At 58.9% G+C, this 23,680-nt stretch carries 23 protein-coding genes; 14 read left to right on the top strand and 9 right to left on the bottom strand.

Annotated features, from left to right (window positions below; all coding sequences use genetic code 11):
• Window positions 1-117 precede the first annotated feature (117 nt).
• The 4 genes from MSNKSG1_RS01185 (at window position 118) to MSNKSG1_RS18805 (ending at window position 5,454) form a co-directional block, all read left to right on the top strand.
• Window positions 118-927 (top strand): cytochrome C assembly family protein, encoded by an 810-nt coding sequence (locus tag MSNKSG1_RS01185; protein WP_008937400.1) that lies wholly within the window; start codon window positions 118-120, stop codon window positions 925-927.
• Between the two features lie 81 nt (window positions 928-1,008).
• The gene (locus tag MSNKSG1_RS01180; RefSeq protein ID WP_008937399.1) at window positions 1,009-2,298 is read left to right on the top strand and encodes an HlyC/CorC family transporter; all 1,290 of its coding nucleotides are present in this window, start codon (window positions 1,009-1,011) and stop codon (window positions 2,296-2,298) included.
• A gap of 136 nt (window positions 2,299-2,434) precedes the next feature.
• Entirely contained in the window at window positions 2,435-4,642 is a 2,208-nt protein-coding gene (locus tag MSNKSG1_RS01175; RefSeq protein ID WP_008937398.1) for a DUF1631 domain-containing protein, read from the top strand.
• Between the two features lie 5 nt (window positions 4,643-4,647).
• The gene (locus MSNKSG1_RS18805) at window positions 4,648-5,454 is read left to right on the top strand and encodes a TonB family protein (protein WP_040886512.1); all 807 of its coding nucleotides are present in this window, start codon (window positions 4,648-4,650) and stop codon (window positions 5,452-5,454) included.
• A gap of 16 nt (window positions 5,455-5,470) precedes the next feature.
• On the opposite strand, the gene grxD is transcribed toward MSNKSG1_RS18805, so the two are convergent.
• Window positions 5,471-5,797 carry a Grx4 family monothiol glutaredoxin gene (gene grxD, locus MSNKSG1_RS01165; protein WP_008937396.1) on the bottom strand — a complete coding sequence of 109 codons (327 nt, stop codon included), beginning with the start codon at window positions 5,795-5,797 and terminating at the stop codon, window positions 5,471-5,473.
• Window positions 5,798-6,017: 220 nt separating this feature from the next.
• On the opposite strand from grxD, the gene argF reads away from it, so the two are divergent.
• Window positions 6,018-6,932 carry an ornithine carbamoyltransferase gene (gene argF / locus MSNKSG1_RS01160; RefSeq protein WP_008937395.1) on the top strand — a complete coding sequence of 305 codons (915 nt, stop codon included), beginning with the start codon at window positions 6,018-6,020 and terminating at the stop codon, window positions 6,930-6,932.
• A gap of 3 nt (window positions 6,933-6,935) precedes the next feature.
• Window positions 6,936-8,009 (top strand): ABC transporter ATP-binding protein, encoded by a 1,074-nt coding sequence (locus MSNKSG1_RS01155; protein WP_008937394.1) that lies wholly within the window; start codon window positions 6,936-6,938, stop codon window positions 8,007-8,009.
• 6 nt (window positions 8,010-8,015) lie between these two features.
• Here the strand turns inward: MSNKSG1_RS01155 and glpK are convergent, their stop codons facing one another.
• From glpK to MSNKSG1_RS01140, 3 genes are all read right to left on the bottom strand, one after another.
• The gene (gene glpK / locus MSNKSG1_RS01150; protein WP_008937393.1) at window positions 8,016-9,500 is read right to left on the bottom strand and encodes a glycerol kinase GlpK; all 1,485 of its coding nucleotides are present in this window, start codon (window positions 9,498-9,500) and stop codon (window positions 8,016-8,018) included.
• A 261-nt stretch (window positions 9,501-9,761) separates the two neighbouring features.
• Complete coding sequence (locus MSNKSG1_RS01145) at window positions 9,762-11,336, bottom strand: ATP-binding protein (RefSeq protein WP_008937392.1); 1,575 nt, start codon at window positions 11,334-11,336, stop codon at window positions 9,762-9,764.
• A 68-nt stretch (window positions 11,337-11,404) separates the two neighbouring features.
• Entirely contained in the window at window positions 11,405-12,142 is a 738-nt protein-coding gene (locus MSNKSG1_RS01140) for a response regulator (protein WP_040886511.1), read from the bottom strand.
• Between the two features lie 243 nt (window positions 12,143-12,385).
• Between MSNKSG1_RS01140 and MSNKSG1_RS01135 the strand changes: the two genes are divergently transcribed.
• Together MSNKSG1_RS01135 and MSNKSG1_RS18800 are read left to right on the top strand one after the other, a co-directional pair.
• On the top strand, window positions 12,386-13,135 hold the full coding sequence (locus tag MSNKSG1_RS01135) for a GNAT family N-acetyltransferase (RefSeq protein WP_008937390.1): 750 nt from the start codon (window positions 12,386-12,388) through the stop codon (window positions 13,133-13,135).
• A gap of 16 nt (window positions 13,136-13,151) precedes the next feature.
• Window positions 13,152-14,018 (top strand): lysophospholipid acyltransferase family protein, encoded by an 867-nt coding sequence (locus MSNKSG1_RS18800; protein ID WP_152638686.1) that lies wholly within the window; start codon window positions 13,152-13,154, stop codon window positions 14,016-14,018.
• Here the strand turns inward: MSNKSG1_RS18800 and MSNKSG1_RS01125 are convergent.
• The 4 genes from MSNKSG1_RS01125 to MSNKSG1_RS01110 all read right to left on the bottom strand — a co-directional run bounded on the left by MSNKSG1_RS01125 (window position 13,936) and on the right by MSNKSG1_RS01110 (window position 18,352).
• Window positions 13,936-14,406 (bottom strand): FKBP-type peptidyl-prolyl cis-trans isomerase, encoded by a 471-nt coding sequence (locus tag MSNKSG1_RS01125; RefSeq protein ID WP_008937388.1) that lies wholly within the window; start codon window positions 14,404-14,406, stop codon window positions 13,936-13,938. The two genes, MSNKSG1_RS18800 and MSNKSG1_RS01125, sit on opposite strands and share 83 nt — an antisense overlap.
• The gene (locus MSNKSG1_RS01120; protein ID WP_008937387.1) at window positions 14,406-16,613 is read right to left on the bottom strand and encodes an acetyl-CoA hydrolase/transferase C-terminal domain-containing protein; all 2,208 of its coding nucleotides are present in this window, start codon (window positions 16,611-16,613) and stop codon (window positions 14,406-14,408) included. Before MSNKSG1_RS01120 ends, MSNKSG1_RS01125 begins: the two co-directional genes overlap by 1 nt.
• A 147-nt stretch (window positions 16,614-16,760) precedes the next feature.
• Entirely contained in the window at window positions 16,761-17,087 is a 327-nt protein-coding gene (locus tag MSNKSG1_RS01115; protein ID WP_008937386.1) for a hypothetical protein, read from the bottom strand.
• Between the two features lie 227 nt (window positions 17,088-17,314).
• Window positions 17,315-18,352: an NADP(H)-dependent aldo-keto reductase gene (locus MSNKSG1_RS01110; protein WP_008937385.1), complete on the bottom strand. Its 1,038-nt coding sequence runs from the start codon at window positions 18,350-18,352 to the stop codon at window positions 17,315-17,317.
• Window positions 18,353-18,450: 98 nt separating this feature from the next.
• Between MSNKSG1_RS01110 and MSNKSG1_RS01105 the strand changes: the two genes are divergently transcribed.
• Window positions 18,451-19,686, top strand: a complete 1,236-nt coding sequence (locus MSNKSG1_RS01105; RefSeq protein ID WP_008937384.1) for a glycosyltransferase family 4 protein — start codon at window positions 18,451-18,453, stop codon at window positions 19,684-19,686.
• On the top strand, window positions 19,652-20,212 hold the full coding sequence (locus tag MSNKSG1_RS01100) for a phosphatase PAP2 family protein (protein ID WP_008937383.1): 561 nt from the start codon (window positions 19,652-19,654) through the stop codon (window positions 20,210-20,212). The genes MSNKSG1_RS01105 and MSNKSG1_RS01100 overlap by 35 nt, the downstream gene beginning before the upstream one ends.
• Here MSNKSG1_RS01100 and dinB read toward each other — a convergent pair whose 3' ends face one another.
• The gene (dinB, locus tag MSNKSG1_RS01095; RefSeq protein ID WP_008937382.1) at window positions 20,213-21,277 is read right to left on the bottom strand and encodes a DNA polymerase IV; all 1,065 of its coding nucleotides are present in this window, start codon (window positions 21,275-21,277) and stop codon (window positions 20,213-20,215) included. It lies immediately after the preceding gene.
• 111 nt (window positions 21,278-21,388) lie between these two features.
• Here dinB and MSNKSG1_RS01090 point away from each other — a divergent pair, with 111 nt between their 5' ends.
• The 4 genes from MSNKSG1_RS01090 to minD all read left to right on the top strand — a co-directional run bounded on the left by MSNKSG1_RS01090 (window position 21,389) and on the right by minD (window position 23,679).
• The gene (locus MSNKSG1_RS01090; protein WP_008937381.1) at window positions 21,389-21,670 is read left to right on the top strand and encodes a DUF1244 domain-containing protein; all 282 of its coding nucleotides are present in this window, start codon (window positions 21,389-21,391) and stop codon (window positions 21,668-21,670) included.
• On the top strand, window positions 21,667-22,050 hold the full coding sequence (locus MSNKSG1_RS01085; protein ID WP_008937380.1) for a HopJ type III effector protein: 384 nt from the start codon (window positions 21,667-21,669) through the stop codon (window positions 22,048-22,050). Before MSNKSG1_RS01090 ends, MSNKSG1_RS01085 begins: the two co-directional genes overlap by 4 nt.
• Window positions 22,047-22,802, top strand: a complete 756-nt coding sequence (minC, locus tag MSNKSG1_RS01080; protein WP_008937379.1) for a septum site-determining protein MinC — start codon at window positions 22,047-22,049, stop codon at window positions 22,800-22,802. Before MSNKSG1_RS01085 ends, minC begins: the two co-directional genes overlap by 4 nt.
• 64 nt (window positions 22,803-22,866) lie before the next feature.
• Window positions 22,867-23,679, top strand: coding sequence for a septum site-determining protein MinD (gene minD, locus MSNKSG1_RS01075; RefSeq protein WP_008937378.1), 813 nt, complete (start codon window positions 22,867-22,869; stop codon window positions 23,677-23,679).
• The last annotated feature ends 1 nt before the right edge of the window (window position 23,680 follow it).

Genomic DNA, 23,680 nt, shown 5'->3' with positions numbered 1-23,680 from the left:
ATTCCTGTTGCATAATCGCGACATTATAACCAGACTATCGCCCTGAAACGACCAGCCCGGTCAAATCGGCTGAAAGTCAGTCCGATATCCAGCCAGTTGAATGTTAATAAGGACATCATGGGAACGCTGATTCTCGCGGTCACCTCTCTCTTTCTATACAGCGTTGGTACCGCGCTGCAGGCGCTCAATTTCCGTGGCAAGATACAACCCAACCTGGCCGTGACAACCCTGATCGGCATTCTGGCACTGACCGGCCACGGGCTGCTGATTTTTCAGACCGTCTTTTATAATGGCAACATTGATTTCAGCTTTTTCAAGAGCTCTCTGGTCATCTCCTGGCTGATTGCCTTTCTGCTGATCGGCCTGAACCTGCGGAAGCCGGTTCAAAGCCTCTTCCTTGTGGTCTATCCGCTGGCGATCATGACCATTATCCTGGCCCTGATCACCCACACCCCGTCCCGGCTGGTGTCCGAGGAGAGCTATGGCATGCTCGCCCACATCGCGCTTTCCGTGACTGCCTACAGCCTGTTCAGTCTGGCGGGCATCCAGGCCATCCTGCTGTATTTCCAGAACCGCCAGCTCAAACACAACTACAACAGCCTGCTGGTGCGCAATCTGCCGCCTCTGCAGACAATGGAATCGGTGCTGTTTGAAATGGTCTGGGCCGGCGTGGTCCTTCTGATCCTCGCGATCGTCACGGGCGCACTGTTCGTTAAAGACCTGTTCGCTCAGGATCTTGCCCACAAGACCATATTCTCGCTGCTCTCGCTCATGGTCTTCGTGGCGCTTCTGATCGGCCGGTACACCCAGGGATGGCGAGGCATCACGGCCAGCCGATGGACCTTGGCGGGCTGCGTACTGCTGATGCTGGCTTTCTATGGCACCAAGTTTGTCCTGGAACTGCTGTACCATCGTGGCGGCTATTGAGGACGCTCGTCATCGTCGCTTGACACCCGACCGACTCCCATCCTATTTTCGCACCTTGTCGGCAACATAAGGACACCCCCGTTGAACGAAACATCGCTGACCGCGCTGTTCACACTCCTTTTTGCACTGATCCTGCTCTCTGCATTCTTCTCCAGTTCCGAAACCGGAATGATGTCGCTCAACCGGTACCGGCTGAAACACATGGCGAAGACCGGCCACAAGGGAGCCCGGCGCGCACAGGGGCTGCTTCAACGGACCGACCAGCTGATCGGCGTCATACTGATCGGCAACAATTTTGTGAACATCCTGGCCTCGTCGATCGCAACGGTCATTGCCATACGCATCTGGGGCGATGCCGGCATCGCCATTGCCACCCTGCTGCTCACGATCGTCATACTGATTTTTGCCGAGGTGACACCGAAAACCCTGGCAGCCCTTTTCCCCGAGAAAATCGCCTTTCCAGCCAGCCACATACTGGGCCCGCTGCTCAAGATCCTTTATCCGATTGTCTGGTCCGTCAACCTGTTCACCGGCGCCATACTCAAACTGTTGAGAATCTCACCGGAGGATGCCGCCAGCGACCACCTCAGCCGGGAAGAACTCCGGACACTGGTGAACGAGGCGGGCGCCCTGATCCCCGCCAAACACAAGGACATGCTGGTCAGCATCCTCGACCTTGAGAACGTGACCGTGAACGACATCATGGTGCCCCGGAATGAGATTGTGGGGATCGACCTCGAGGACGACACGGACACCATTCTCCGGCAACTCAAGAGCAGCCAGCACACCCGTCTGCCGGTTTACAAAGGCGACATCAACAACATTCAGGGCATCCTGCACCTGCGGAGCGCGACCAAGCTTCTGCAACAGGAAGAGATCAACAAGGCCATGATCATGCAGCTCTGCCAGGAACCCTATTTCATCCCGGAGAGCACCCCGCTCAACACCCAGCTGATCAATTTCCAGAAGGGCAAACGCCGGTTTGGAATCGTGGTGGACGAATACGGCGATGTGCTTGGCCTGGCAACCCTTGAAGACATCCTTGAAGAGATCGTTGGCGAATTCACAACCGATTACGCCGCCACCAGCCCGGACATCATTCCCCAGGACGACGGAACGTTTATCATCGACGGAACGGCCGCCGTGCGAACCATCAACAAGACCCTAGGCTGGAAACTGCCGACCGATGGCCCGAAAACACTGAACGGCCTGATTACGGAAACCCTCGAAAACATTCCGGAGACCAACGTCTGCCTGAAGGTGGACGGGCATCGCGTGGAGGTACTTCAGATCAAGGACAACGTGGTCAAGGCGGCCATCGTCCACCCGCGCAAGCGGAAAAGACGCTCTCTGAAGATCAGCCAGGCCTGATTTTTTGAAAGGACTCTCAGGTTAGCATTTATTCATGTTAACGTAGCCAAAAATGCGGTAAATTTGACCAATAACGAGAATCCAGGGATCCAAAGCTCGGTCATGTATCCGGTTGAGGCGAAGACAGGAGACGGCCATGAACAAGCAGTCCGGTATACATTACCTCCGCGAACACAGGGAAGCTGCCAGCAGTAAACCGGTTCCTGCGGAGGTTTCCCGTATTCGGGAAACCGTGGTTGCCGGCCTCGGCGACTTGCTGCAGGGCGCTTTTGATGCCGTTGACGATTCCCTGTTCGAACTCGCCAACAATGCCCGGTCCAACAACGAGCAGAACCGGTATTTCGAGGCAATGCGCGAAATCCGGATCAAGCGGAAAGGCGTTGAGCGTCATTTCCAGAACGCCGTCGCACAACTCTTTGCCACGCCGCCCCACGCCGGAAAGCTTCACGACGAGTCCCAGAGCCAGCAGGCTGCAAGCGCCGATTCGCTGTCACTCGTCGGCAATGATGACTTGGAAGAGCAGGTCGCCCTCAATGCCATGATCACCAAGGCAAAGGCACATTTCCAGGGCCCCCTGCTGCAGCTTCAGACCCGTTTCAGCCAGGTCTGTCCGGAAGCCACCGAGGAGTCGCCGGTCAATCCGATGGCGCCCGAGCATCTTTGCAGCGCCTTCACCGAGTCCATTCAGGTCCTTGAGATCCAGATCCGCGAACGCCTGATTCTGCTAAAACAGTTCGACCGCTACGTGGTCTCGAATCTTGGCATGCTGCTGGATGAGGCCAACCGGATCCTGATTCAGGCCGGCGTGATTCCCAACTTCCGTTACCATGGAAAAACCGGCCAGCAACACGCCGGTTCATCGGGATCCGCCTCCGAGCAGGCGGGTCAAGAGACACAGACGCACTCCAGAACCGAGCGCGTCGCTGCCGACAGCAGTGCCGTTCTTGAACAGATTCACCAGCTGCTGGCCCTGCAGAGAGCCAACGCCGGCATACCGCCTCGCATGAGCGACCCCAATGTTCAGATCGTGGGCGACCGGGAATTGCTGAATCTGCTTAGCGCCCTCCCGACCGCCACGCCTTCGAATCCCGGCCAGAATCTGAGCGAGGGAGAGCCTGTAGCAATCGATCTGTCCGCCGTCGTAGAACAGGTACTTGCGCAGGTCGATACACGCGAAGGCAAGAAGCCGGCGCTCGACGAGATGGACGAAGACCTGATCAACCTGGTGTCCATGCTCTTCGAGTTCATTCTCGACGATTACAACCTTTCGCCGCCGGTGCAGGTCCTGATTAGTCGCCTCCAGATCCCGATTCTCAAGGTCGTCATCAAGGACAAGTCGTTTTTCAGCAAGTCGACCCATCCGGCCCGGCGCCTTCTGAACTCGCTGGCCCGGGCGGGCATAGGCTGGAGCAAGAGCGACGACAAGGGCCGCGACAAGCTTTACGAGAAAATCCACAGCATCGTGCAGCGCATTCTCGAAGAGTTTGACGGTGACATTTCCCTGTTCGAAACACTGAACGCCGACTTCGAACAATTCCTCGCCAAGGAAAACCGGAAGGCATCCCTGGTTGAGCAAAGAACCCGCGAATCCGAGCGGGGCCGGATCAAGTCCCAGAAAGCGCAGGAAACGGTCGATCGTATTCTCCGGGAGAAGCTGCAGCGCTATCGTCTCCCGGAAACGGTACACAGCATCCTGACCAACGGCTGGAGCCGGGTCATGTTTCTGGCCTATCTCCGGGACGATGTCGAACATCGCTGGCAGGAAACCGTCAAAGTGGTCGATGACCTGATCTGGTGCCTCCACCCCCATCAGGAGGATGCCGAGCGCGACCAATGGGTCAGGGTGGTCCCCGGACTGCTGAAGACCCTAAGGGCAGGCCTCGAGGAAGTATCCTACAACGCGTCTCGCCTGGACGACATGATGGGCTCCCTCAAGCACGAGCTGGCCGAGGCTTTCCGTAACAGCCAGAGCGGTGGGGAGATTCAGGAGGAACCGGCGCCCGCAGAGCCGCCCGAAGCCGAGGAAACGACCTCAGATACCAGCCAGACGGAAGACGCTGCGATCGCCGAATACGTTGCCCAGATCGACGCCATGGAAATCGGTGGCTGGGTCGAATTCCGCCTGGTGAACGGCGCCAGTTTCCGATGCAAGCTGTCAGCCATCATTGATGAGGCCGATTCCTTCGTGTTCGTAAACCGGATGGGGTTGAAGGTTATCGAGAAGACGAGAGTCGAGCTCGCTCACGAGATGAGACGCGGCCGGCTGACCCTGCTTGAGCAGGGCGCGCTGATTGACCGGGCCCTGGATGCCGTGGTGGGATCCTTGCGGAGCAAGACTGCCTGAGCTCAATGACAGGCCCTTCTCCCAGCCCAAGGCTTGCCGCTCCCTATCGGATCGCCCTCGCCGGGTCCATCGCTCTGCTGCTGCACGTATTATTGCTGTCCGGCCTTCGGTTTCACATGGGTGAGCTGGACGTTCCGCATTCAAGGCTGACCGTCAGGCTCCTGCCGATCGGCGCGGAACCCTCGGAGCCGAACCAACCCACACCGCCAGAGAAGTCGACAACGCCTCCCTCTCCGAGACACGCGGATTTCACGGTACCCTCCCCCGAATCAGCGCCTTCCTCACCACCGGAAACCGTAACGGCGTCCGAGTCGCCAGTCTCGCTCCCTGAGAGACAATCGCATCAGCGCCCAACACAACCCGACAAACCCGAACCGGTGACCAGGACACAGCCGAACAAAGTGGAAACCGCACCGACCACCGTTAGCGCGGACAGCAAGGCCGGCGCTCCGCCCAGCGACCCGATTCCTGACGCTACGCCCGCAGACGTCACACGCATCAGCCAGTCTCCGAGCGAACAGGACCCCTATCTGGTGCGGCTCGCCGTTCACCTGGCCCATGAGCTGGAACGACTTAAAATTCCGGCAATCGGCCAGCTGAGCGAAAAAACACGAATGGAAATCGAGCTGCACCTGATGAAAAACGGAACCCTGACCCGGGCAAGGGTGACAAAATCGACGGGAATCAAACGAATTGACCAGGCCGCCTATCGTGCGGCCCTGGCGGCAAGCCCCTACCCGGAGCCACCACCGGACAACGATAATCAGGACCGCTTCGAGGTCGAACTGGTGTTCTCCCCCAAGCGGCTCTGAATCAGACGGACAGGACTCAGGCTTCGGCCTGTTTCGCGGCGTCCTTCACTACTTTGGCAAGCTCGCCACTTTCGGACATTTCCAGCACAATGTCACAGCCACCTAAGAGCTCGCCGTTGATGTACAGCTGCGGATAGGTAGGCCAGCTGGAGTACACTTTCAGCCCTTCGCGCAATTCCTGGTTGTCCAGGATATTCACGAACGCAAACCGCTCACCGCAAGCCATCAGCGCCTGCACGGTCTTGGCGGAAAACCCGCACTGAGGCGCCTGCGGAGTCCCCTTCATATAAAGGATGATCGGGTTTTCGTCGAGCTGGCTCTTGATGGTTTCGTTGATGTCCATGAACATTCACCTCTGATTGAAAACGGAATTGCCCATCGGCAACCGGATAGGTTTATTGTACACGCCTCCCCGGCGGCCGACCAAACCGGAGCACCGCCGACGACATTGTCTTAACCGGCACGACGGGCTAGACTTCATCCCCTTTTCTGACACAAAATTTCCATCAAACATCGATCGGGAACCCCGCAAGTCGCGGTTTCACAAAGGTAAGGCCCATTTCATGGCGGCAAGACATTTTCTGACACTGAACGACCTGACCACCGGCGAACTCGAGGATCTGCTGGATCACGCCACCAAACTCAGGAACGAGTGGCGACAGGGCAAGGTGCGCGACACGCTCAAAAACCGCGTACTCGCCATGATTTTTGAAAAGTCTTCCACACGGACCCGTGTCTCGTTTGAGGCGGGTATGACGCAGCTCGGTGGTTCCGCCATGTTCCTGTCTCCCCGGGACACCCAACTCGGCCGGGGCGAACCGATCGAGGATTCGGCAATCGTGATCTCCAGCATGGTGGATGCCGTCATGATCCGGACCTTTGCCCACAAGACCGTCGAATCGTTCGCGGCAGCCTCCCGGGTTCCGGTCATCAACGCCCTGACCGACGATTTCCACCCCTGCCAGCTCCTGGCGGACATGCAGACCTACCGCGAGCACCGGGGCAGTATCCGTGGTGGCACGGTGGCCTGGATCGGTGATGGCAACAACATGTGTCATTCCTACATCAATGCCGCCTCGCAATTCGATTTTCACCTGAACATCGCCTGCCCGGAAGGTTACGAGCCGGACGCCAGAATTCTCGACGCGCATAAAGACAGGGTTACCGTAGTACGGGATCCCGCCGACGCGGCCCGGAACGCCGACCTGCTGGTTACGGATGTCTGGGCCTCCATGGGCCAGGAAGATGAGCAAAAAGCCCGGGAGCACGCCTTCCGTAGCTATCAGATCAACCCGGAACTGATGAACCTTGCATCAAAGGATGCCCTGTTCATGCACTGCCTGCCGGCCCATCGGGGCGAGGAAATCTCTGTCGACATGATGGAACACCCGGGATCGGTGGTCTGGGACGAAGCGGAAAACCGCCTGCATGCCCAGAAAGCCCTGCTGGAATTCCTGATTCTCAACAAACTGGATTGATCAATGGCACGGCACGAGATGCCCGCTGAAGACTGGCTCCTGGAAGTCAGCAACCTCGCCTGCGGTTATGGTGGAGAGTCCGTTGTTTCGGACATCAGCTTCGCCCTGAGTCGGGGTGATATCGGCTGCCTTCTCGGCCCCAGCGGTTGCGGTAAAAGCACGATACTGCGAGCGCTCGCCGGGTTCCTGCCGATCAACAGCGGTGAAATAAGGCTACAGTCCCGATCCATCAGTCTGCCCGGGCGCACTCTGGCACCGGAGAAACGCCGGATCGGAATGGTCTTTCAGGACTACGCACTGTTTCCCCACATGACCATTGCCGAAAATGTCGGCTTCGGTCTGACGAACCTGGAAAAAGCCGAACGCCGGAAGAAGGTCGACGAACTGCTGGATGTTGTCCACCTCCAGGATCTGGCAAACAACTATCCCCACGAACTCTCTGGCGGCCAGCAACAACGCGTTGCCCTGGCCCGGGCGTTGGCACCGGAACCAACGCTGATCCTGCTGGACGAACCATTTTCAAACCTCGATGCCGATCTGCGTCGACGCCTGAGCCTGGATGTTCGTGACATTCTGAAAAAGCTCGGAATCAGCGCCATTCTGGTCACCCACGACCAACAGGAAGCCTTCGCCATGTGCGATCAGGTCGCGGTATTAAAATCGGGTGCCCTCCAGCAGTGGGATGTCCCCTACAACCTCTACCACGAACCGGCCAACCGCTTCGTCGCCCGTTTCGTGGGCCAGGGAGGCTTCATTCCGGGCAAGGCTCTCGGCCCCGATGCCATTGAATCCGAGCTGGGGCTGATCCAGGGCAATCGAGCTTACAAGTGGCAGCCCGGAACCCTGGTGGACGTGCTTATCCGACCGGACGACATCGTCTACGACCCCTCGTCCGATCTCCGGCCAAAGGTCATCGAGAAAACCTTCGCGGGCACCTCAACGCTCTATCGGTTCCGCTGTTCCGAGGACACCGAGTTCGAAGCCCTGTTCCGCAGCCATCTGGATTTCCATCTGGGTGAGCATGTTCCGGTGCGCGTCGAGGCGGACCATCTGATCGCCTTCGAACGCACCGCCTGAACCTGCTCAATGGTTGTTACAAACCCGTTCCACAGCGTCCAGCCAGCCCGCATAGAGTGACTCTCTCATGGCGGGTTTCATATCGGGACGAAACTGACGCTCACATCCCCAGAGCTGGCTGATCTGCTCGAGGCTTGACCAGATCCCCACCTGCAGGCCAGCAAGATAGGCCGCCCCGAGGGCTGTTGTTTCCGTAATCGTCGGTCGATCGACATCGACATTCAGTATGTCGGCGAGGAACTGCATGACCCAGTCGTTGACGGCCATACCGCCATCCACCCGCAGAGATGCCAGGCTGGCGCCATCGTTCTGGATCGCACGGACCAGATCCTTGGTCTGATAGCAGACTGACTGGAGCCCGGCCGTAACGATTTCCGCAATGCCGGTATCACGGGTGAGGCCCATGATGGCACCACGGGCATGGGGATCCCAATGAGGTGCTCCCAGGCCGGTGAATGCGGGAACCAGGTACACGGGATTGTCGACGCCCACGGTTTGGGCCAGTTCAAGGGACTCTCCCGCGTGACTGATCAGCCCAAGGCCATCCCTGAGCCATTGCATGGCCGCGCCGGCAACGAAAATGCTGCCTTCCATGGCGTAGGTGGGAACACCATTGAGGCGGTAGGCCATGGTAGTGAGAAGACGGTTTTCCGATCGCAGAGCTTTCTGCCCGGTGTTAAGGATCAGGAAACACCCGGTACCGTAGGTGCTCTTGGCCATTCCCGGTTCAAAACACGCCTGCCCGATCAATGCCGCGTGCTGGTCGCCGGCAATGCCCGCAACGGGGACTTGCGCCCCGAGCCATTCGACATCGGTTTGACCATAGTCCGCGGCACTGTCCATAACCTCGGGAAGCAAGGCACGGGGTACCCGGAACAATGTCAGAAGTTCCTCGTCCCACGACTGCGTGTGGATATTGAACAGCGCCGTCCGGGAGGCATTGGTTGCATCGGTGGCGTGGGACCGGCCGCCCGTCAGATTCCACAACAACCAGCTGTCCATGGTGCCGAACGCCAGCTCGCCGCGTTCTGCACGGTCGCGGGCGCCCTCAGTATGATCCAGAATCCAGGCAATTTTCGTGGCCGAGAAGTAGGGGTCGATCAGAAGCCCCGTACGCTCGACCACCATATCTTCATAGCCATCCGACTTGAGTTTGGAACAGACGGCCGCGGTACGCCGATCCTGCCAGACAATGGCATGGTGCAGGGGTTCACCAGTCGCACGATCCCAGATCACCGTGGTTTCACGCTGATTGGTGATACCGATCCCGGCGATATCGCCGCCTTCAATTGCTGCCTTTTTCAGCGCCGACCGACACACGCCCAGTGTGGTCTCCCAGATTTCTCTGGCGTCGTGCTCAACCCAGCCATCCTTCGGGAAATACTGGTGAAATTCCTGCTGGTCGGAACCGACACTGGTCCCTGTTTCGTCAAAAACGATGGCTCGGGAGCTGGTCGTTCCCTGATCAATGGCAAGCAAATAACGGGTCATCAACGGCCTCCTGTTGTTGTCAGGCCAGTGTACCAGCAGATCGGGAGGCGGGAGAGTTGCAAAGGGCGGAAACGGGAAACAGGGCAAAAAAAAGGGCCGGAAATTCCGGCCCTCAAATGACGAATGAAACAAGGAAAGTTCGTAAGAACTACAACCTCAAAAGTCATCCCTTACGCTTTGCATTATGGCCATGACGGGATGAGGCTTCAGTAGCCGTTGTGTAGCCCCTTTGTTACATCAGGTTAGGAGCTGAGGCGCAGTTCACAAAATCGAGTCCTGGGGCTTCTTGCGGGGCCAGACCAGACTGAATCGGGCACCTCCGAGGGTATCGCTGCGTGAGACGAATGCCTGACCGCCATGCCAGTAAAGGATCCGGCGCACAATGGACAGCCCCAGGCCATAGCCGCCCGAGGTCCGGGTCCGGCTATCGTCCAGCCGGGCAAAGGCGGTAAAGACCTTTTCCCAGTCCTCTTCAGGAATGCCCGGACCATCGTCCTCGACGTCCACCCGGCAGTTATCCTCGTCGATCCTGCACCGCACCCACACCTGGCTGCTGGCGTAACGACCGGCGTTGCCGACCAGATTCTGGATCGCACGGTGAATGTACCTGGGCTCGATATCGGACAGGGTCCAACGTTCCGACGCTTCGTCGATGTCGCTCGAAATCGTCAGGTTGGGACGCAATACCTGCTGCTCTGACACCACTTGCCGGATGATGTCGGTGACCGACGTTTCCCTCAGTGAGAAAACCGGCCCGCCCTGCTCCAGTCTGGCGTAGGTAAGGATTTCATCAATGAGCTCATCCAGTTCCTGGATGTCCCCATCAATGCCATCCAACTGCTTTTTCAGCATCTGCTGGTCTTCGCAGTCCTCAATCATCTGCACGCCAAACCGGATCCGGGCCACCGGTGTCCGAAGCTCGTGGGACACGGCGTGAATCATTTCCCTTTGCACCTGCACCAGACGTTGGATGTGTTCAGCCATGCCATTGAAAGCGGCTGCAAGGCGACCGACGAGGGTGCTTTTCCCGGCCTCGACCCGTGCCCCCATCTCACCCCGGGCGATGCGCACCGCAACCGACTCCACCTGACGAAGACTGTTGTCGGTTTCCCGGACAGCGAGAAACAGCGCCACGGCAAGCACACCACCCACCAACACCACCAGCAGCGTCACCACAGGCCAACCCCAGGGAGAAAACGGCGCCGGGAAAGCAAGGTTCACAAGCGTGCCATCGGACAAACGGATCAGTGCGTTTTCAAATTCATGGCTGTCGCTGCGGAAGAGCACCAAACCCTGATCGGCAACCGCCTGCAGGACATCAGAGCCCGGTAATTGATGCGACTCACTCAACGGGGTAATCGACACGCCGAGACGACCGGCGAGTTCGGACGCAACCCGATCCTGGTCTTCCAGCGACGCGGTATCCAGGTGCCAGCGAACAATCAGTGCCGTCGCCCTGACAACCGCGCGATACGGATCCTGGAACCGAACCTGCAAGATGCGGTCGTTGTGGGTCTGACTCATCAGGCGGTACCCTACCGCCGACTCAACAGCCACGACCTGACCATAATCGAGGCGCTCCCGCTCAACCGGCGAAAGATCAAGCTCCTCGGGGGACAACGTCCTCAGCCCGTACATCGGGGTCAACCAGTGATATTGTTCTTCGGGTGCCGGCGCGGCAGCCAACCACCGCATCAGCGGTTCGGGAAAACGCTCCAGCCAGAACTGGTGACGTACCGAATTCAGACCGTTGAACACAAGGAGACACAGTAGAAGGACCAGTGCCGAGGCACCGGCAAGTCGGCCATACAATTTCAGGAGAAATCTGGGAGGCATCTCGGGACCCTGCCTGGCCGGAACGGCGCATCCTGACAACAGGAATCACCGGACCGGCAAAGGGAACGTCAGGCTTCTTTCACGAACAGATAGCCTTTACTGCGGACGGTCTTGATCCGCCGCGGGTGAATCGGATCATCGCCGATTTTCGGCCGGATCCGGGAAACCCGGACATCAATGGAGCGATCCTGGCCGTCATATTCGATTCCACGAAGCGCGGTAAAGATCTCTTCCCGACTGAGTACCCGACCGGCGTTACTGGCAAGCAGCCACAGCAGATCGAACTCGGCGCTGGTCAGATCAATACTCTGATCATTCAGCCAGGCCTCCCGCATGGACCGGTCTACCACCAGATCATTGAACTGGAGCCGCACCGGCTCTTCGCCCGACGCGTCGTCGCCGTTCGCTCCGGCGGCATCGGTGATACGGCGCAACATGGCCCGGATGCGCGCCAGCAGAACACGCGGCTTGACCGGCTTGCTGATGTAATCATCTGCGCCCATCTCAAGCCCCAGCACCTGATCCAGGTCGTCCGTCCGGGCTGTCAGCATGATAATCGGCCCATTGTACGCCGGACGAACACGCCGACAGATCGACAGGCCGTCTTCCCCGGGCAGCATCAGGTCGAGTACGACCAGGTCGGGCTGCTCCTCCCGGATCCGGTCCACCGCAACAGAACCATTTCCCTCAACGGTTACCGTCAGACCATTGCTCTCCAGATACTCGCGGGTCAGTTCCGCGAGCCGCTCATCATCCTCAACGATCAGAATTCGCCAACTTTCGTTCGTCTGTTCCACGCCATCCATCTCTGGTTTTGTTATTCCGGTTTCAGGGTCATTGCCACTGACAATACAGGCAACCTCTTGTAACAGCAATTATACATGCCATTCAGAAATATACATGGAAGCGCTCCAGTGTTACAGCCTGTGACAATCCCGTCCGCTGGCCCGATCTGACACTCGCTGTCATTCAGCGGTCATTTCCCGTTCACCTCAATGTCACAGCCACTTCATAGGCTTGTCGGGAAATGGACACAAAGAGAAAGAGCCATGACCGCAATGACCGCCCGAGCGCGACAGCTAACCACTGGCATTACCCGGGATCCGGACGTGATCGAAGAAGCACAACGATTACGCTATGACGTGTTCTCCGCCGAATACGGCAGTGATCTCGGCGCCACCACGCCCGGACTGGATGCCGACGCCTTCGATGACCTCTGCGACCACCTGATCGTCAGGAATGCCGAAAGCGGAGACCTGGTTGCCACCACCCGCATTCTCCACCAGCGGGAAGTCGACGGAGTAGAACACTTTTACTCCGCTGGCGAGTTTGACCTTTCCGCTCTGGCTCAGCTGCCCGGAACACTCGCGGAACTCGGACGCACCTGTGTGCACCCCGATTATCGCAACGGGGCCACCATCAGCCTTCTGTGGTCAACCCTGGCGTCGTACCTCCAGGAACACCGGATCGATTACATCATTGGCTGTGCCAGCATCAGTATGGCGGACGGCGGACACCGGGCCTGGCGAATCGCCAATCACCTTCAGCAGACCTATCTGGCCGAGGAAACGTTCAGGGTATCGCCGTTGAAGGCACTGCCCCATCTTACTCACAGCGTTTCGGCGGAGCGCCCGGCCGCCATCCCGCCCCTGATTCGCACCTATATGCGGCTGGGCGCCCGGGTCTGCGGCGCTCCCTGCTGGGACCCGGAATTCCGGTGTGCCGATCTTCTGGTGCTTCTGGAAGTGGACAAGTTGGCGGCCCGGTACAGCCGGCATTTCCTCGGCAAGGCATCCTGAGCGGGAGGCAGACACCATGGCCGGCTGGCTGCGATTGTGCGCACGAATGACGGGATTCCTGCTGTTTCTGGCAGGAACCACGCTACTCGCCCTCGCCCTGAGGGTTCTGGATTACCTGACCGGTTCAACGATCGACCGGACGCCCTGGGCCGGACGCTGTTTCCGGGTGGGGTGTCGGTGTCTGGGCCTGAGGATCCGTCATCACGGCGTACAGCCTGCGCAGAACACTCTGATCGTCAGCAATCACGTCAGCTGGTGTGACATCCCCATTCTGGGCGCCTTCGCTCCGGCGCGCTTCCTGTCGAAAGCAGAGGTCGGGCAATGGCCCCTGATCGGCTGGCTCGCCCGACAGGCAGGCACGCTGTTCATCCAGCGGGGCAGTGGTCAGGCCAGAAGAGTCAGGACAGGCATCGAAGAGGCTCTGAAACGTGGCGAATCGGTCACGATATTTCCGGAGGGAACCACCAGCGCCGGCATCACCGTGCTGCCATTCCATGGCCTGCTGTTGAAGGCGGCGACCGCCGCCGATGTTCCGGTACAACCGGCCACCATCGCCTACCGTCGTAACGGCAGACCCGACCATGTAGCGCCATTCATTGGTGATGACGAGTTCCATCATCACCTGACAACGCTGCTGAAGCAGCCTTCAGCGGACGTGGACGTTTTGTTTCATCAACCCGTGGAAATCCCGGAGACTGCCACCGCACACGAGGCGGCAGCGGAACTCCGGGCTACGGTCCACAACGGGCTGGAGCGGATTTATCGGGGGGAGATGGATCAGCCGTCAGCACCAGGCGATCTCAGAACAGAGGACGCCCCTGGGCGATCTCATCTTCCGTCGCCTCCCGACGCCCCACAATCTCAAGGTCAAAGTACAGCGTGAAGCCAGCCAGGGGATGATTGGCGTCAACCCGCACAAGGTTTCCGTCAATGCCGACCACCTGTACGATCTGCGCTTCATCACCGGTATTGGTCTGGAATTTCATGCCGACCTGCAAATTCTCGACGCCTTCAAACAACGACCTCGGCACCTTCCGGACCAGATCTTCACGGTGCTCGCCATAAGCCATCGCCGGAGGAATTGTCACCTCCAGGCAGTCCCCGACATTGCGATCCTTCACCGCTTCCTGGATGCCCTTGATGATTTCGGGGCTGCCATAGACAAAGTGCAGGGGCTCGCTCCCCTCCGAGGTATCTACGAGCTCCCCGGCCTTGTTCTTGAGCACATAGTGAACAGTAAAGACGTCGGGTTTATTGTCAGACTCTTGCATCAGGTTTCTGAATGTCCTGTGGTCGGAGGAGTTTCAAGCTGACGCAAACCGTGAATGACCAGCTTCCGGTCGAGTTTCTCCCTGAAGCCTCGAACGTTCTGCAACCCCATACGCTTGAGGTAGGGTTCGTAACGCCCATCATCGTTACCGGCGCGCGCCGCCTGCCAAAGAGTCGAGAGTTTACCACGACGCGTAGCCGTTGCAGCCTTCAGGCCTTTAAGGGCTTTCCCTAACGTCAGCTCTTCGTCGGTAAAGTCCCGCCCGAACGGGAACGGAGGGAACAGGTCGGAATTTCCGGTCACCGACACTGCCTCACGGATCGACTGGGGCGTGTTGTTTTTCCAGGACGCCGGCAAACGGAACTTGCTATCCACCTTGCCCGCTTTCTGCGCCTGTCGAAGCAGAGACTCCTGGAAGCGGGAATCGGCTATGCGAATGAGCCGGAGATAGACCTGCTCATCGGACTGGCCCCGCAAATCCGCAATCCCGTATTCGGTGATGACGATATCCCGCAGATGGCGTGGGATCGTGCAGTGGGCGTAGTTGAAGACGATATTGGACAGAGCCTTACCCTTGGAGTGGCGAATCGCCCTCATGGTCAGGATCGACCGGGCGCCCGGCAACTCATGGGCCATGGCAACGAAATTGTACTGCCCGCCCACGCCACTGACCACGCGGCCGTCATCCAGACCATCGGATACTGCGGCGCCGCTCAAGGTATACATCATTGCCGAATTGACGAAACGGCCGTGCTGGCGCTGCGCCACCTTGAGCTTCTGATCGCCGAACCGGTGATCATAAAGGTGGTTGATGAAGTTGACGCTGGTCATGCAAATCCGGTCATGACGTTCGGGCGACATGTCCCTCAGCGACTGGTAGAACTGCTTGGGCCCCACATAGAAGCCGCCGTGCATCGCAATCCCCCCTTTCAGGCGGTCGCCAAGAATCAGTTTCTCAATCGCCTCCCGAGCCTCAGGCTGATCAAGATCCCCGTCCAGTGATTGCTCGCCCAGGGCCAGGCGCCCCCCTTTGAACGCCACCTCCGAACGGAAGAATCCGTAGGTGACCAGCCATTGGACGTCGCGGGCCCGCAATGGTGAGTCGATGATGCCAGCCTCCCGGAGCGTATCCAGATCCGACAGTGACGGCGTCGGCCCGATTTTCGCCCGGTTGATCAGATCCTGCAGCCCCGCGTGATCATAGACTTCCCGGGACAGGACACCCGCCTCCATCAGATACAGGAAACCGTCGACCATCATCTCGCTGCAGCCATAAAGCCCGGCGTCGAAGGGTTCCGTGCCGCCAACCTCAGTAGCCACCGGAAAGTGCTCTGCGACCCGGAGATGGTCGAAGACGGCTCGCCAGTCATCGTTCGAACGGTGCCGCAGAATCGCACTATGAACGAGTGCTGCGCCCAACGAACCGATGCCTACCTGAAGCGTGCCGCCGTCCCGCAACAGGCAACTGGCATAAAACCCGATCAGGTGATCTTCAGGGCTCACCGACATTTGCGGTGCCGAGAACAACGGGTAGTCCGTATTCGGCTGGTCGAGCACCACATCAAACCGGTTTTCGTCAATCGCCGCATGGTGCCCCATGAACGGAAGTGGACGGTTCAGTTCGGCCACCATGGCAACCGGGGTGCCGGCCGCTTCCCGCTCCCGCATCAACGGCAACAGATCAAGTGTCAGGTCGGGATTGCAGCTCAGGCTGATCTTGCCCGGCGCGCCCACCGCCTCACCGGGCGACACCATCTGCGCCAGCACATTGACACCCAGCGCCATCAGATCGCGTACGGCATGAGTGTAGTTGGTGGAGACGTAATGCCGTTGCTGAGAGCGGTTGTTGAGATAGGAACCGGCCTTGAAGAAAAACTCGGAGACCGTCACATTCGGCGGCAGCCGGTTGGCAGATACGTCACGGGCATAGGCCAGTTCCGGGATGTCGCCATACAGCCGCTCGGCAAAAGGCTTCATGAACCGCTGCTCAAGGGACGAGGCCCCCCGGGGCGCCAGAAGAGACAGCGCCGTCATGATGTGCAGGCGAATCTCCGGGTCTTGCCGGGCCCGCTCATAGAGCGCATTGACGAAGCGAACCGGCTTGCCAAGCCCCAGGGGCAAACCGAGGGTAATCTCCTTCCCCACTTTTCGGATAACTTCATCAACGCAGGCTTCAGCGTCGTTCAAACGCAGACTGTTTCCCGACATCACCAAGCTCCTTTCAGCATGTCCGTCCCGACCGGGATGATTATCGAAGTTCGATGATCACACGGTGAGATAGTTCAGACAATGCGCCAGGTCAGGATCGCGGGAACAGGGAGAGAAAGATGATATTCGCTGGAGAGAACGAAGCGGTCAGAAATTCCACTTGAGATTGAGACACGCCCCATTGTTCAGCAGCGCAATGCTGTGGTCCGCCTGGGCCGGTTCCGAGACGTAATGCTTCCGGTCTTCCCGGGAGCGGGTCAGCGTGAGACTGAGCAATCTTGATCCGATCTCCGCAGCGGCCTCGGAATTGTCCTGCCCGAGCTCCCCTCTGACCCTTTGCTGGACCTGGTAGATTTCCTGCGCCGTATTCATCGCGATCGTACTCTCACCCATGGGTCGTTCCGCCGCATCGGCACGGACAACAAAAGCCAGGAAATTGAGTGCGAGCAGAACAATAAAGAGTCGAATAATCATGGCGCTTACCGGGACTTTGACGTCTCAAAATGAATAACAAACCGTCTAATGCCAAAGTCTAATGAATGGTGCGGGAAAAGATGTGAATTTGCACACACTGGCGTCCGTTTGTTGTCATTTTTTGACCACTTTTCTGTCAAAAAAATAATCCGGACGGTTTCAGACTGTAACCGGAAGCGGCGGAGCTGACGCTCCAGCTCCGCCCATTTTACTTAATTATCAAATCATTACGGGCATGGATAAGTGAATTCCCGGTGAATGGCTTCTATACCTTCCAATACCGACTCATCCAGCGTGATGTCCGCAGAGGCAATGTTCTCTTTCAGCTGCTCCATGGTGGTGGCCCCGATGATATTGCTGGTCACGAAGCTGCGGCTGTTAACGTACGCCAGGGCCATCTGGCTCGGCGACAGACCATGCTGGCGGGCCAGTTCAACATAGGCCCGGGTAGCCTCCATTCCACGGGCACCGGTATACCGGCTGAAACGCTCGTACAGGGTCATCCGGCCTTTTTCCGGCCACTTGTCGCCCAGATATTTGCCGGACAGCATGCCGAATGCCAGCGGCGAATAGGCCAGCAATCCTGTCTGTTCACGGTGGGCAAACTCCGCCAGCCCCACTTCGAAGGAGCGATTCAGAAGATTATAGGGGTTCTGGATACTGACCGGCCTCGGCCAGCCCCGGCTTTCCGCAAGGTGCAGATACTGCGAGGTTCCCCAGGGTGTCTCGTTGGACAGCCCGATGTGCCGGATCTTGCCTTCGCGAACCAGCTCGTCCAGGGCAGACAGCGTTTCCTCGACGGGCGTGGCGTCCTCATCGGCGTTATGCACATAACCGAGTTTGCCGAAAAAATTGGTATTGCGGTCGGGCCAATGTACCTGATACAGGTCGATATAGTCGGTCTGCAGACGCTCGAGACTGTCCTCGCAGGCCTGACGAATATGATCCCGCGTCAGCCGCGGCCCGTTGCGGAGATACCCCAGACCATTGCCGGGCCCGGCCACCTTGGACGCAATCACCAGATCGTCCCGCTTGCCACGGCGGGCCAGCCAGTTGCCAAGATACGTTTCCGTCCGGCCCTGCGTCTCCGCCCTGGGGGGCACCGGATACATCTCGGCCGCATCAATGAAATTGATGCCCTGGCCCATTGCGTAATCCAGTTGTTCGAAAGCTTCCTGCTCTGAATTCTGTTCGCCCCAGGTCATGGTACCCAGGCAGATGAGGGTGACATCAATGTCGGTCTTTCCAAGCTTTCGCGTTTGCATAGTGTCTCCGCTTCAGTGTGTGAACGGGTAAGAGGAATGTCACAGCAGTGTCGCATAACTGTCACAGCGACTTTCCATAGTGGAGTCAGGTGTGAGCAATGACAGGAATCACCGTGACCGAAACCATCCAGGCCAACCGGCGCCGCCAACACATTACCATTGTTTCCGAGACTTTTCCGCCGGAAATCAACGGGGTGGCCAATACCCTCCGGCATCTTTGCCAGGGGTTGATGCAACGCGGCCATCGGGTGACGGTGATTCGTCCCCGCCAACGTCATGAACGCAAAGGCAGTGTTCTGGCGGCGGGCAATGGCCTGTTCAGCGACGAACATGTCGTCACCGGCTTCCCTCTGCCGGGCTACGCCGACCTCCGGTTTGGCCTGGCCAGCAGCCGGTCACTCCGCCAACTCTGGCAACAAAGCCGCCCCGACGCCATTTACATTGCCACCCAGGGGCCACTCGGTCTGGCCGCCGCCAGATCAGCGAGACGCCTCGCCATACCGGTAACCTCGGGGTTCCACACCAATTTCCACCAGTACAGCCGCTACTACGGCGTTGGAGGCCTGGAGAACCTGCTGCGAAGTTATGGCCGCTGGTTCCACAACCAGACCGATCGCACCCTGGTTCCGACACGGAAAGTACAAACCCTGACGCAGACAATGGGCATAACGGATACCGAACTCTGGAGCCGGGGAGTCGATTGCCACCGGTTCTCTCCCCACAAACGGGATCCCGCGCTGAGAAGCCAATGGGGATTGGCCGCGAATGACCGCGCCATCGTTTACGTCGGCAGGCTGGCCCCCGAAAAAAATCTGCGAATGGCCGTCGCCTGCTTTGAACGGATTCGCGCCCTGCATCCCCAGTCCCGGTTCATACTGGCGGGCGATGGCCCACTGCGGCGAGAGCTGGCAGAGCGACATCCGGACTATGTGTTCTGTGGCGTCCTCCGTGGCGAGGAACTCGCACGCCATTATGCGTCGGGGGATATCTTCCTGTTTCCCAGCAAGACGGACACGTTCGGCAACGTGGTACTGGAAGCCATGGCCAGCGGACTGCCAGTGGTGGCGTTCAACGATGGCGCCGCCGCCGAACACATACGGACCGAGGAAAACGGCATGAAAGCCCCGCTCGACGACGACGAAGGCTTCGTCGACGCAGCGCTCCGGCTGGCCGACCAACCAACGCTGCTGGCCCGCCTGAGCGCCCAGGCCCGTCTCGATGCGCTCGAACTGACCTGGCCTTCACAGATCGAACAGTTCGAACAACTGGTTCTGAATACCGACATAAAGGTGCGATATCATGGCCTCAACAAGCAAAGCCTCACGATTCTTTGAACGGGCCGATCAGCGGGAATACCTCTTCTGCCAGGCCATCAACCGCTCTGTACAGTTTCGCCCCGTACTCGCCTACTTCCGGACCGTCAGTCGTTTGGGAGACGGCTGGTTCTGGTACGCGCTGATCCTGTCGATGCCCCTGCTTCACGCCGAAGGCGGACCTCGTCTGGCCCTGGCCATGGCGCTCACCGGTCTGGCCTGCACACTCGCCTACAAAGGTCTGAAACGCTGGCTGATCCGGGAGCGACCGTTCATTTCCTTTCCGGCGATCAGTTGCGCGACGCCGCCTCTGGACCGATACAGTTTTCCATCCGGCCACACACTTCACGCCGCATGCTTCCAGACAATGCTGTGCCTGACCACTCCGGATCTGGCCCTGGCGGTGCTGCCGTTCACGATCAGCGTTGCGCTTTCCCGGGTAGTGCTCGGACTGCATTACCCGAGCGATGTACTGGCCGGCGCCGTCCTCGGCAGCCTGATGGGCTATCTGTCGCTGTGCGCCTTTCCCGTTACCGTAGCGCTCTGATCACTCGAACAGTCGCAACTGGGTCACCGGTGATTCGTCGTTGCGGAACCGGACCCCGACGCCCAGAAGCCTTACTGGCCGCTCAACATCCGTAACCAGCTCATCCAGCAGGGGCTGGTAATCCGAAACCGTCGGCTCGGCAACCTGATCGCGTACCCGCTCGAGGGTGTGTGTCGAAAAGTCGCTGTAGCGGATCTTGATAAAGAGCTTGTGAATGGGTTTGCGGCCGCTCTTCCGACTAAGCCGGACTTTCAGGTCCTCCACCAGCGCGGGCATGACCGTCTGACAAGCGGTTTTATCCGGAAGGTCCTGGGAAAAGGTTCGCTCCACACTGACTGATTTGGCAATCCGCGACACGACCACCGGCCGGTCGTCACGGCCGTGTGCCATTTCATGCAACCGGTACCCCTGCTTGCCGAATCGCTCAACGAGTCTGTCGGCACCCAGCCCCTGCATATCGCCACAGGTGGCCACGCCTAGATCATGCAATTTCGAGGCGGTCACCCGGCCCACGCCAAACAGTTTTTCCACGGGTAGCTCACGCACAAACTCCGGCACCTGCTCCGGCGTGATGACAAACAGCCCGTCCGGCTTTTCCCAGTCACTGGCGATCTTGGCAAGGAACTTGTTTGGCGCGACGCCCGCCGAGACCGTAATTCCCACTTCCCGCAGGATGCGTTCCCGGAGGTGTCTCGCCATGAGCGTGCCGCTGCCACGGCAATCGGTGACTTCGGTCACATCCAGAAAGGCTTCATCCAGGGAAAGGGGCTCAACCAGGTCGGTCAGCTCCCGCAGGATGTCCATCACCTGGCGGGATACCGCGCGATATTTCGACATGTCCGGCGGCACGGTCACCAACCCGGGACACAGGCGCCGGGCCTCACTGCCGGGCATCGCCGAGCGAACGCCGAAGGCGCGGGCCCGGTAGTTACAGGTGGTGACCACGCCCCGCCCCCCGGCACCGCCGACAGCCAGGGGCACGTCGCGAAGTGTCGGATCGTCCCGCATTTCCACCGCTGCATAGAAGCAGTCGCAATCCACATGGATGATCTTGCGCTGGGACATGTCAGCCGCTCACGTCAAAAGTCTGTACATATATACAGCCTTGTATCTTACGCTAACATGCCGAGAATGTCAGGAATTCCAACACCGTCATCAGGATCACTGCGAGCCCTCATGAGTAACCCGATTCCCGAATCCGAACGCACCGAAATCGAGGCGGCGGCCTTTCGCCGTCTGGTCGAACACCTGCGCGATCGTACCGACGTCCAGAACATCGATCTTATGAATCTTGCCGGCTTCTGTCGCAACTGCCTGTCCAAGTGGTATCGGGCAGAAGCCCAGGAGCGTGGTTTTGATCTGTCAGACCCACAGGCCCGGGAAGAAATATACGGCATGCCCTACGAAGACTGGAAAGCACGCTATCAGGCCGGCCCCAAACAGGAACACCACGGATGACAGTCAATGACGCCGTTCGGATCCACCTCGCCGCACTCAGTGCCGGCCGGAGTACCTTCGAGGACACCCTTGAACTGATAGAGCGCTATTTCGACTACCGGCCGACCGGGTTTCGCAACGGCCCTGTGACCAATGCTCCCGGAGAGAATGCGGGGTCATGCCGGACCTTTGCACTGGCCCGTTTCTGCAATCTGAACGAAGCGGACACGTTACGACTCTTCGGCCAGCACTATGATCAGGTACTGAACGATCCGGCGGGCGAGAGCCACGGCAACATCCGTCAGTTTGTCAGCACCGGCTGGTCAGGCATCCAGTTTGAGGCAGAACCCCTGACACTCCGCCCCCTGTCAGACATCCCCGAAGAAGAGAGCCGTACATGACAGACACCGCCAGCACCGGGCTAGCCCACAGTTTCCAGCTCAAGAGCGCAAACGTGTCCCTGACGGCACTGGAACTCTACTACTTCGACCAGGACGACTTCGAAAATGCCCTGCGCGAAAAGATCAATCAGGCTCCGGGTTTCTTCAAGGACATCCCTCTGATCATCAGCCTGGAAAAGTATGAGGGTCTCGACAGCGAACTGGATTTTTTCAAGATCATCGGTACCTGTCGCCGTCATCAGATCCATGTGATTGGCGTTCGCGGCGGCAATGACGACCAGAGGCGACTGGCGCGGGGCGCTGCCCTCGCCCTGCTCCCCGGCTCGGGACAGCGCGAGAAGCCGGCAGAACCCGAAGCCGAACCGTCCCGGGACGAAGCACCACAAACCTCAGAAGCGGCCACATCAGACGGCCCCGCTCCTGCAAAAATCGTCAGCCAGCCTGTCCGCTCGGGCCAACAGATCCATGCGCCGGAAGGGGATGTCGTGGTGCTGGGCCCCGTGCAGGCCGGCGCCGAGATACTGGCGGCGGGCAATATTCACGTCTATGGCCCGCTTCGTGGCCGGGCCCTCGCCGGGATTCACGGAAACGAGGCGGCGAGAATTTTCTGCCAGTCCCTTGAAGCAGAGCTTGTGTCCGTCGCGGGACACTATAAAATCTCCGAAGATCTTCAGGACAATGGCTGGAAGAGCGCTGTGCAGATCCAGCTCAGGGACGACCTTCTGGTGGTGACGCCACTGAACAAGGCCTGATGTTCACAACAAAGACAACGTTCCGGAAGACACGACGAATCCATTGCGAAACAGGAATTGAACCTTGGCTAGAATCATTGTCGTAACCTCAGGAAAAGGCGGCGTTGGCAAGACGACCACCAGCGCCTCAATCAGTACCGGCCTTGCCAAGCGTGGTCACAAAACCGTCGTGATCGATTTTGACGTAGGCTTGCGCAACCTCGACCTCATCATGAACTGTGAGCGCCGGGTGGTGTATGACTTCGTCAATGTGATTCAGGGCGAGGCGACGCTCAACCAGGCACTCATCCGGGACAAACGCGTGGAGAGCCTCTACATTCTGCCGGCCTCCCAGACCCGTGAGAAAGAAGCCCTCACCAAGGAAGGGGTTGAAAAGGTCATCAATGAGCTGTCGGACACCTTCGACTACATCGTGTGCGACTCCCCCGCCGGTATCGAACACGGCGCCCTGATGGCGTTGTACTATGCCGATGAAGCCATCGTGGTGACCAACCCCGAAGTGTCCTCGGTCCGGGACTCGGATCGAATCCTAGGCATTCTCCAGAGCAAATCCCGCCGGGCGGAAATGGGCCAGGACCCGGTTCGCGAGCACTTGCTGCTCACCCGGTACAATCCCGACCGGGTAGACAAAGGGGAAATGCTCTCGGTAGCCGATGTCGAGGAAATCCTTGCCATTCCCCTGCTCGGCGTCATCCCGGAAAGCCAGGTGGTGCTCAATTCCTCCAACCAGGGCCTGCCGGTCATCCTGGAGGAGCAGAGCGACGCGGGCCAGGCCTATGACGATGCGGTCGGCCGACTGCTGGGCGAAGAGCGCGAACATCGATTCATGACCGCACAGAAGAAAGGTTTCTTCTCGCGGATGTTCAAGGGGGGCTAAG

Source organism: Marinobacter santoriniensis NKSG1 (genome assembly GCF_000347775.1).
Lineage (GTDB): Bacteria > Pseudomonadota > Gammaproteobacteria > Pseudomonadales > Oleiphilaceae > Marinobacter > Marinobacter santoriniensis.
Note: the sequence above shows the minus strand (reverse complement) of the source record. Positions and strands in the feature narration are given on the sequence as shown.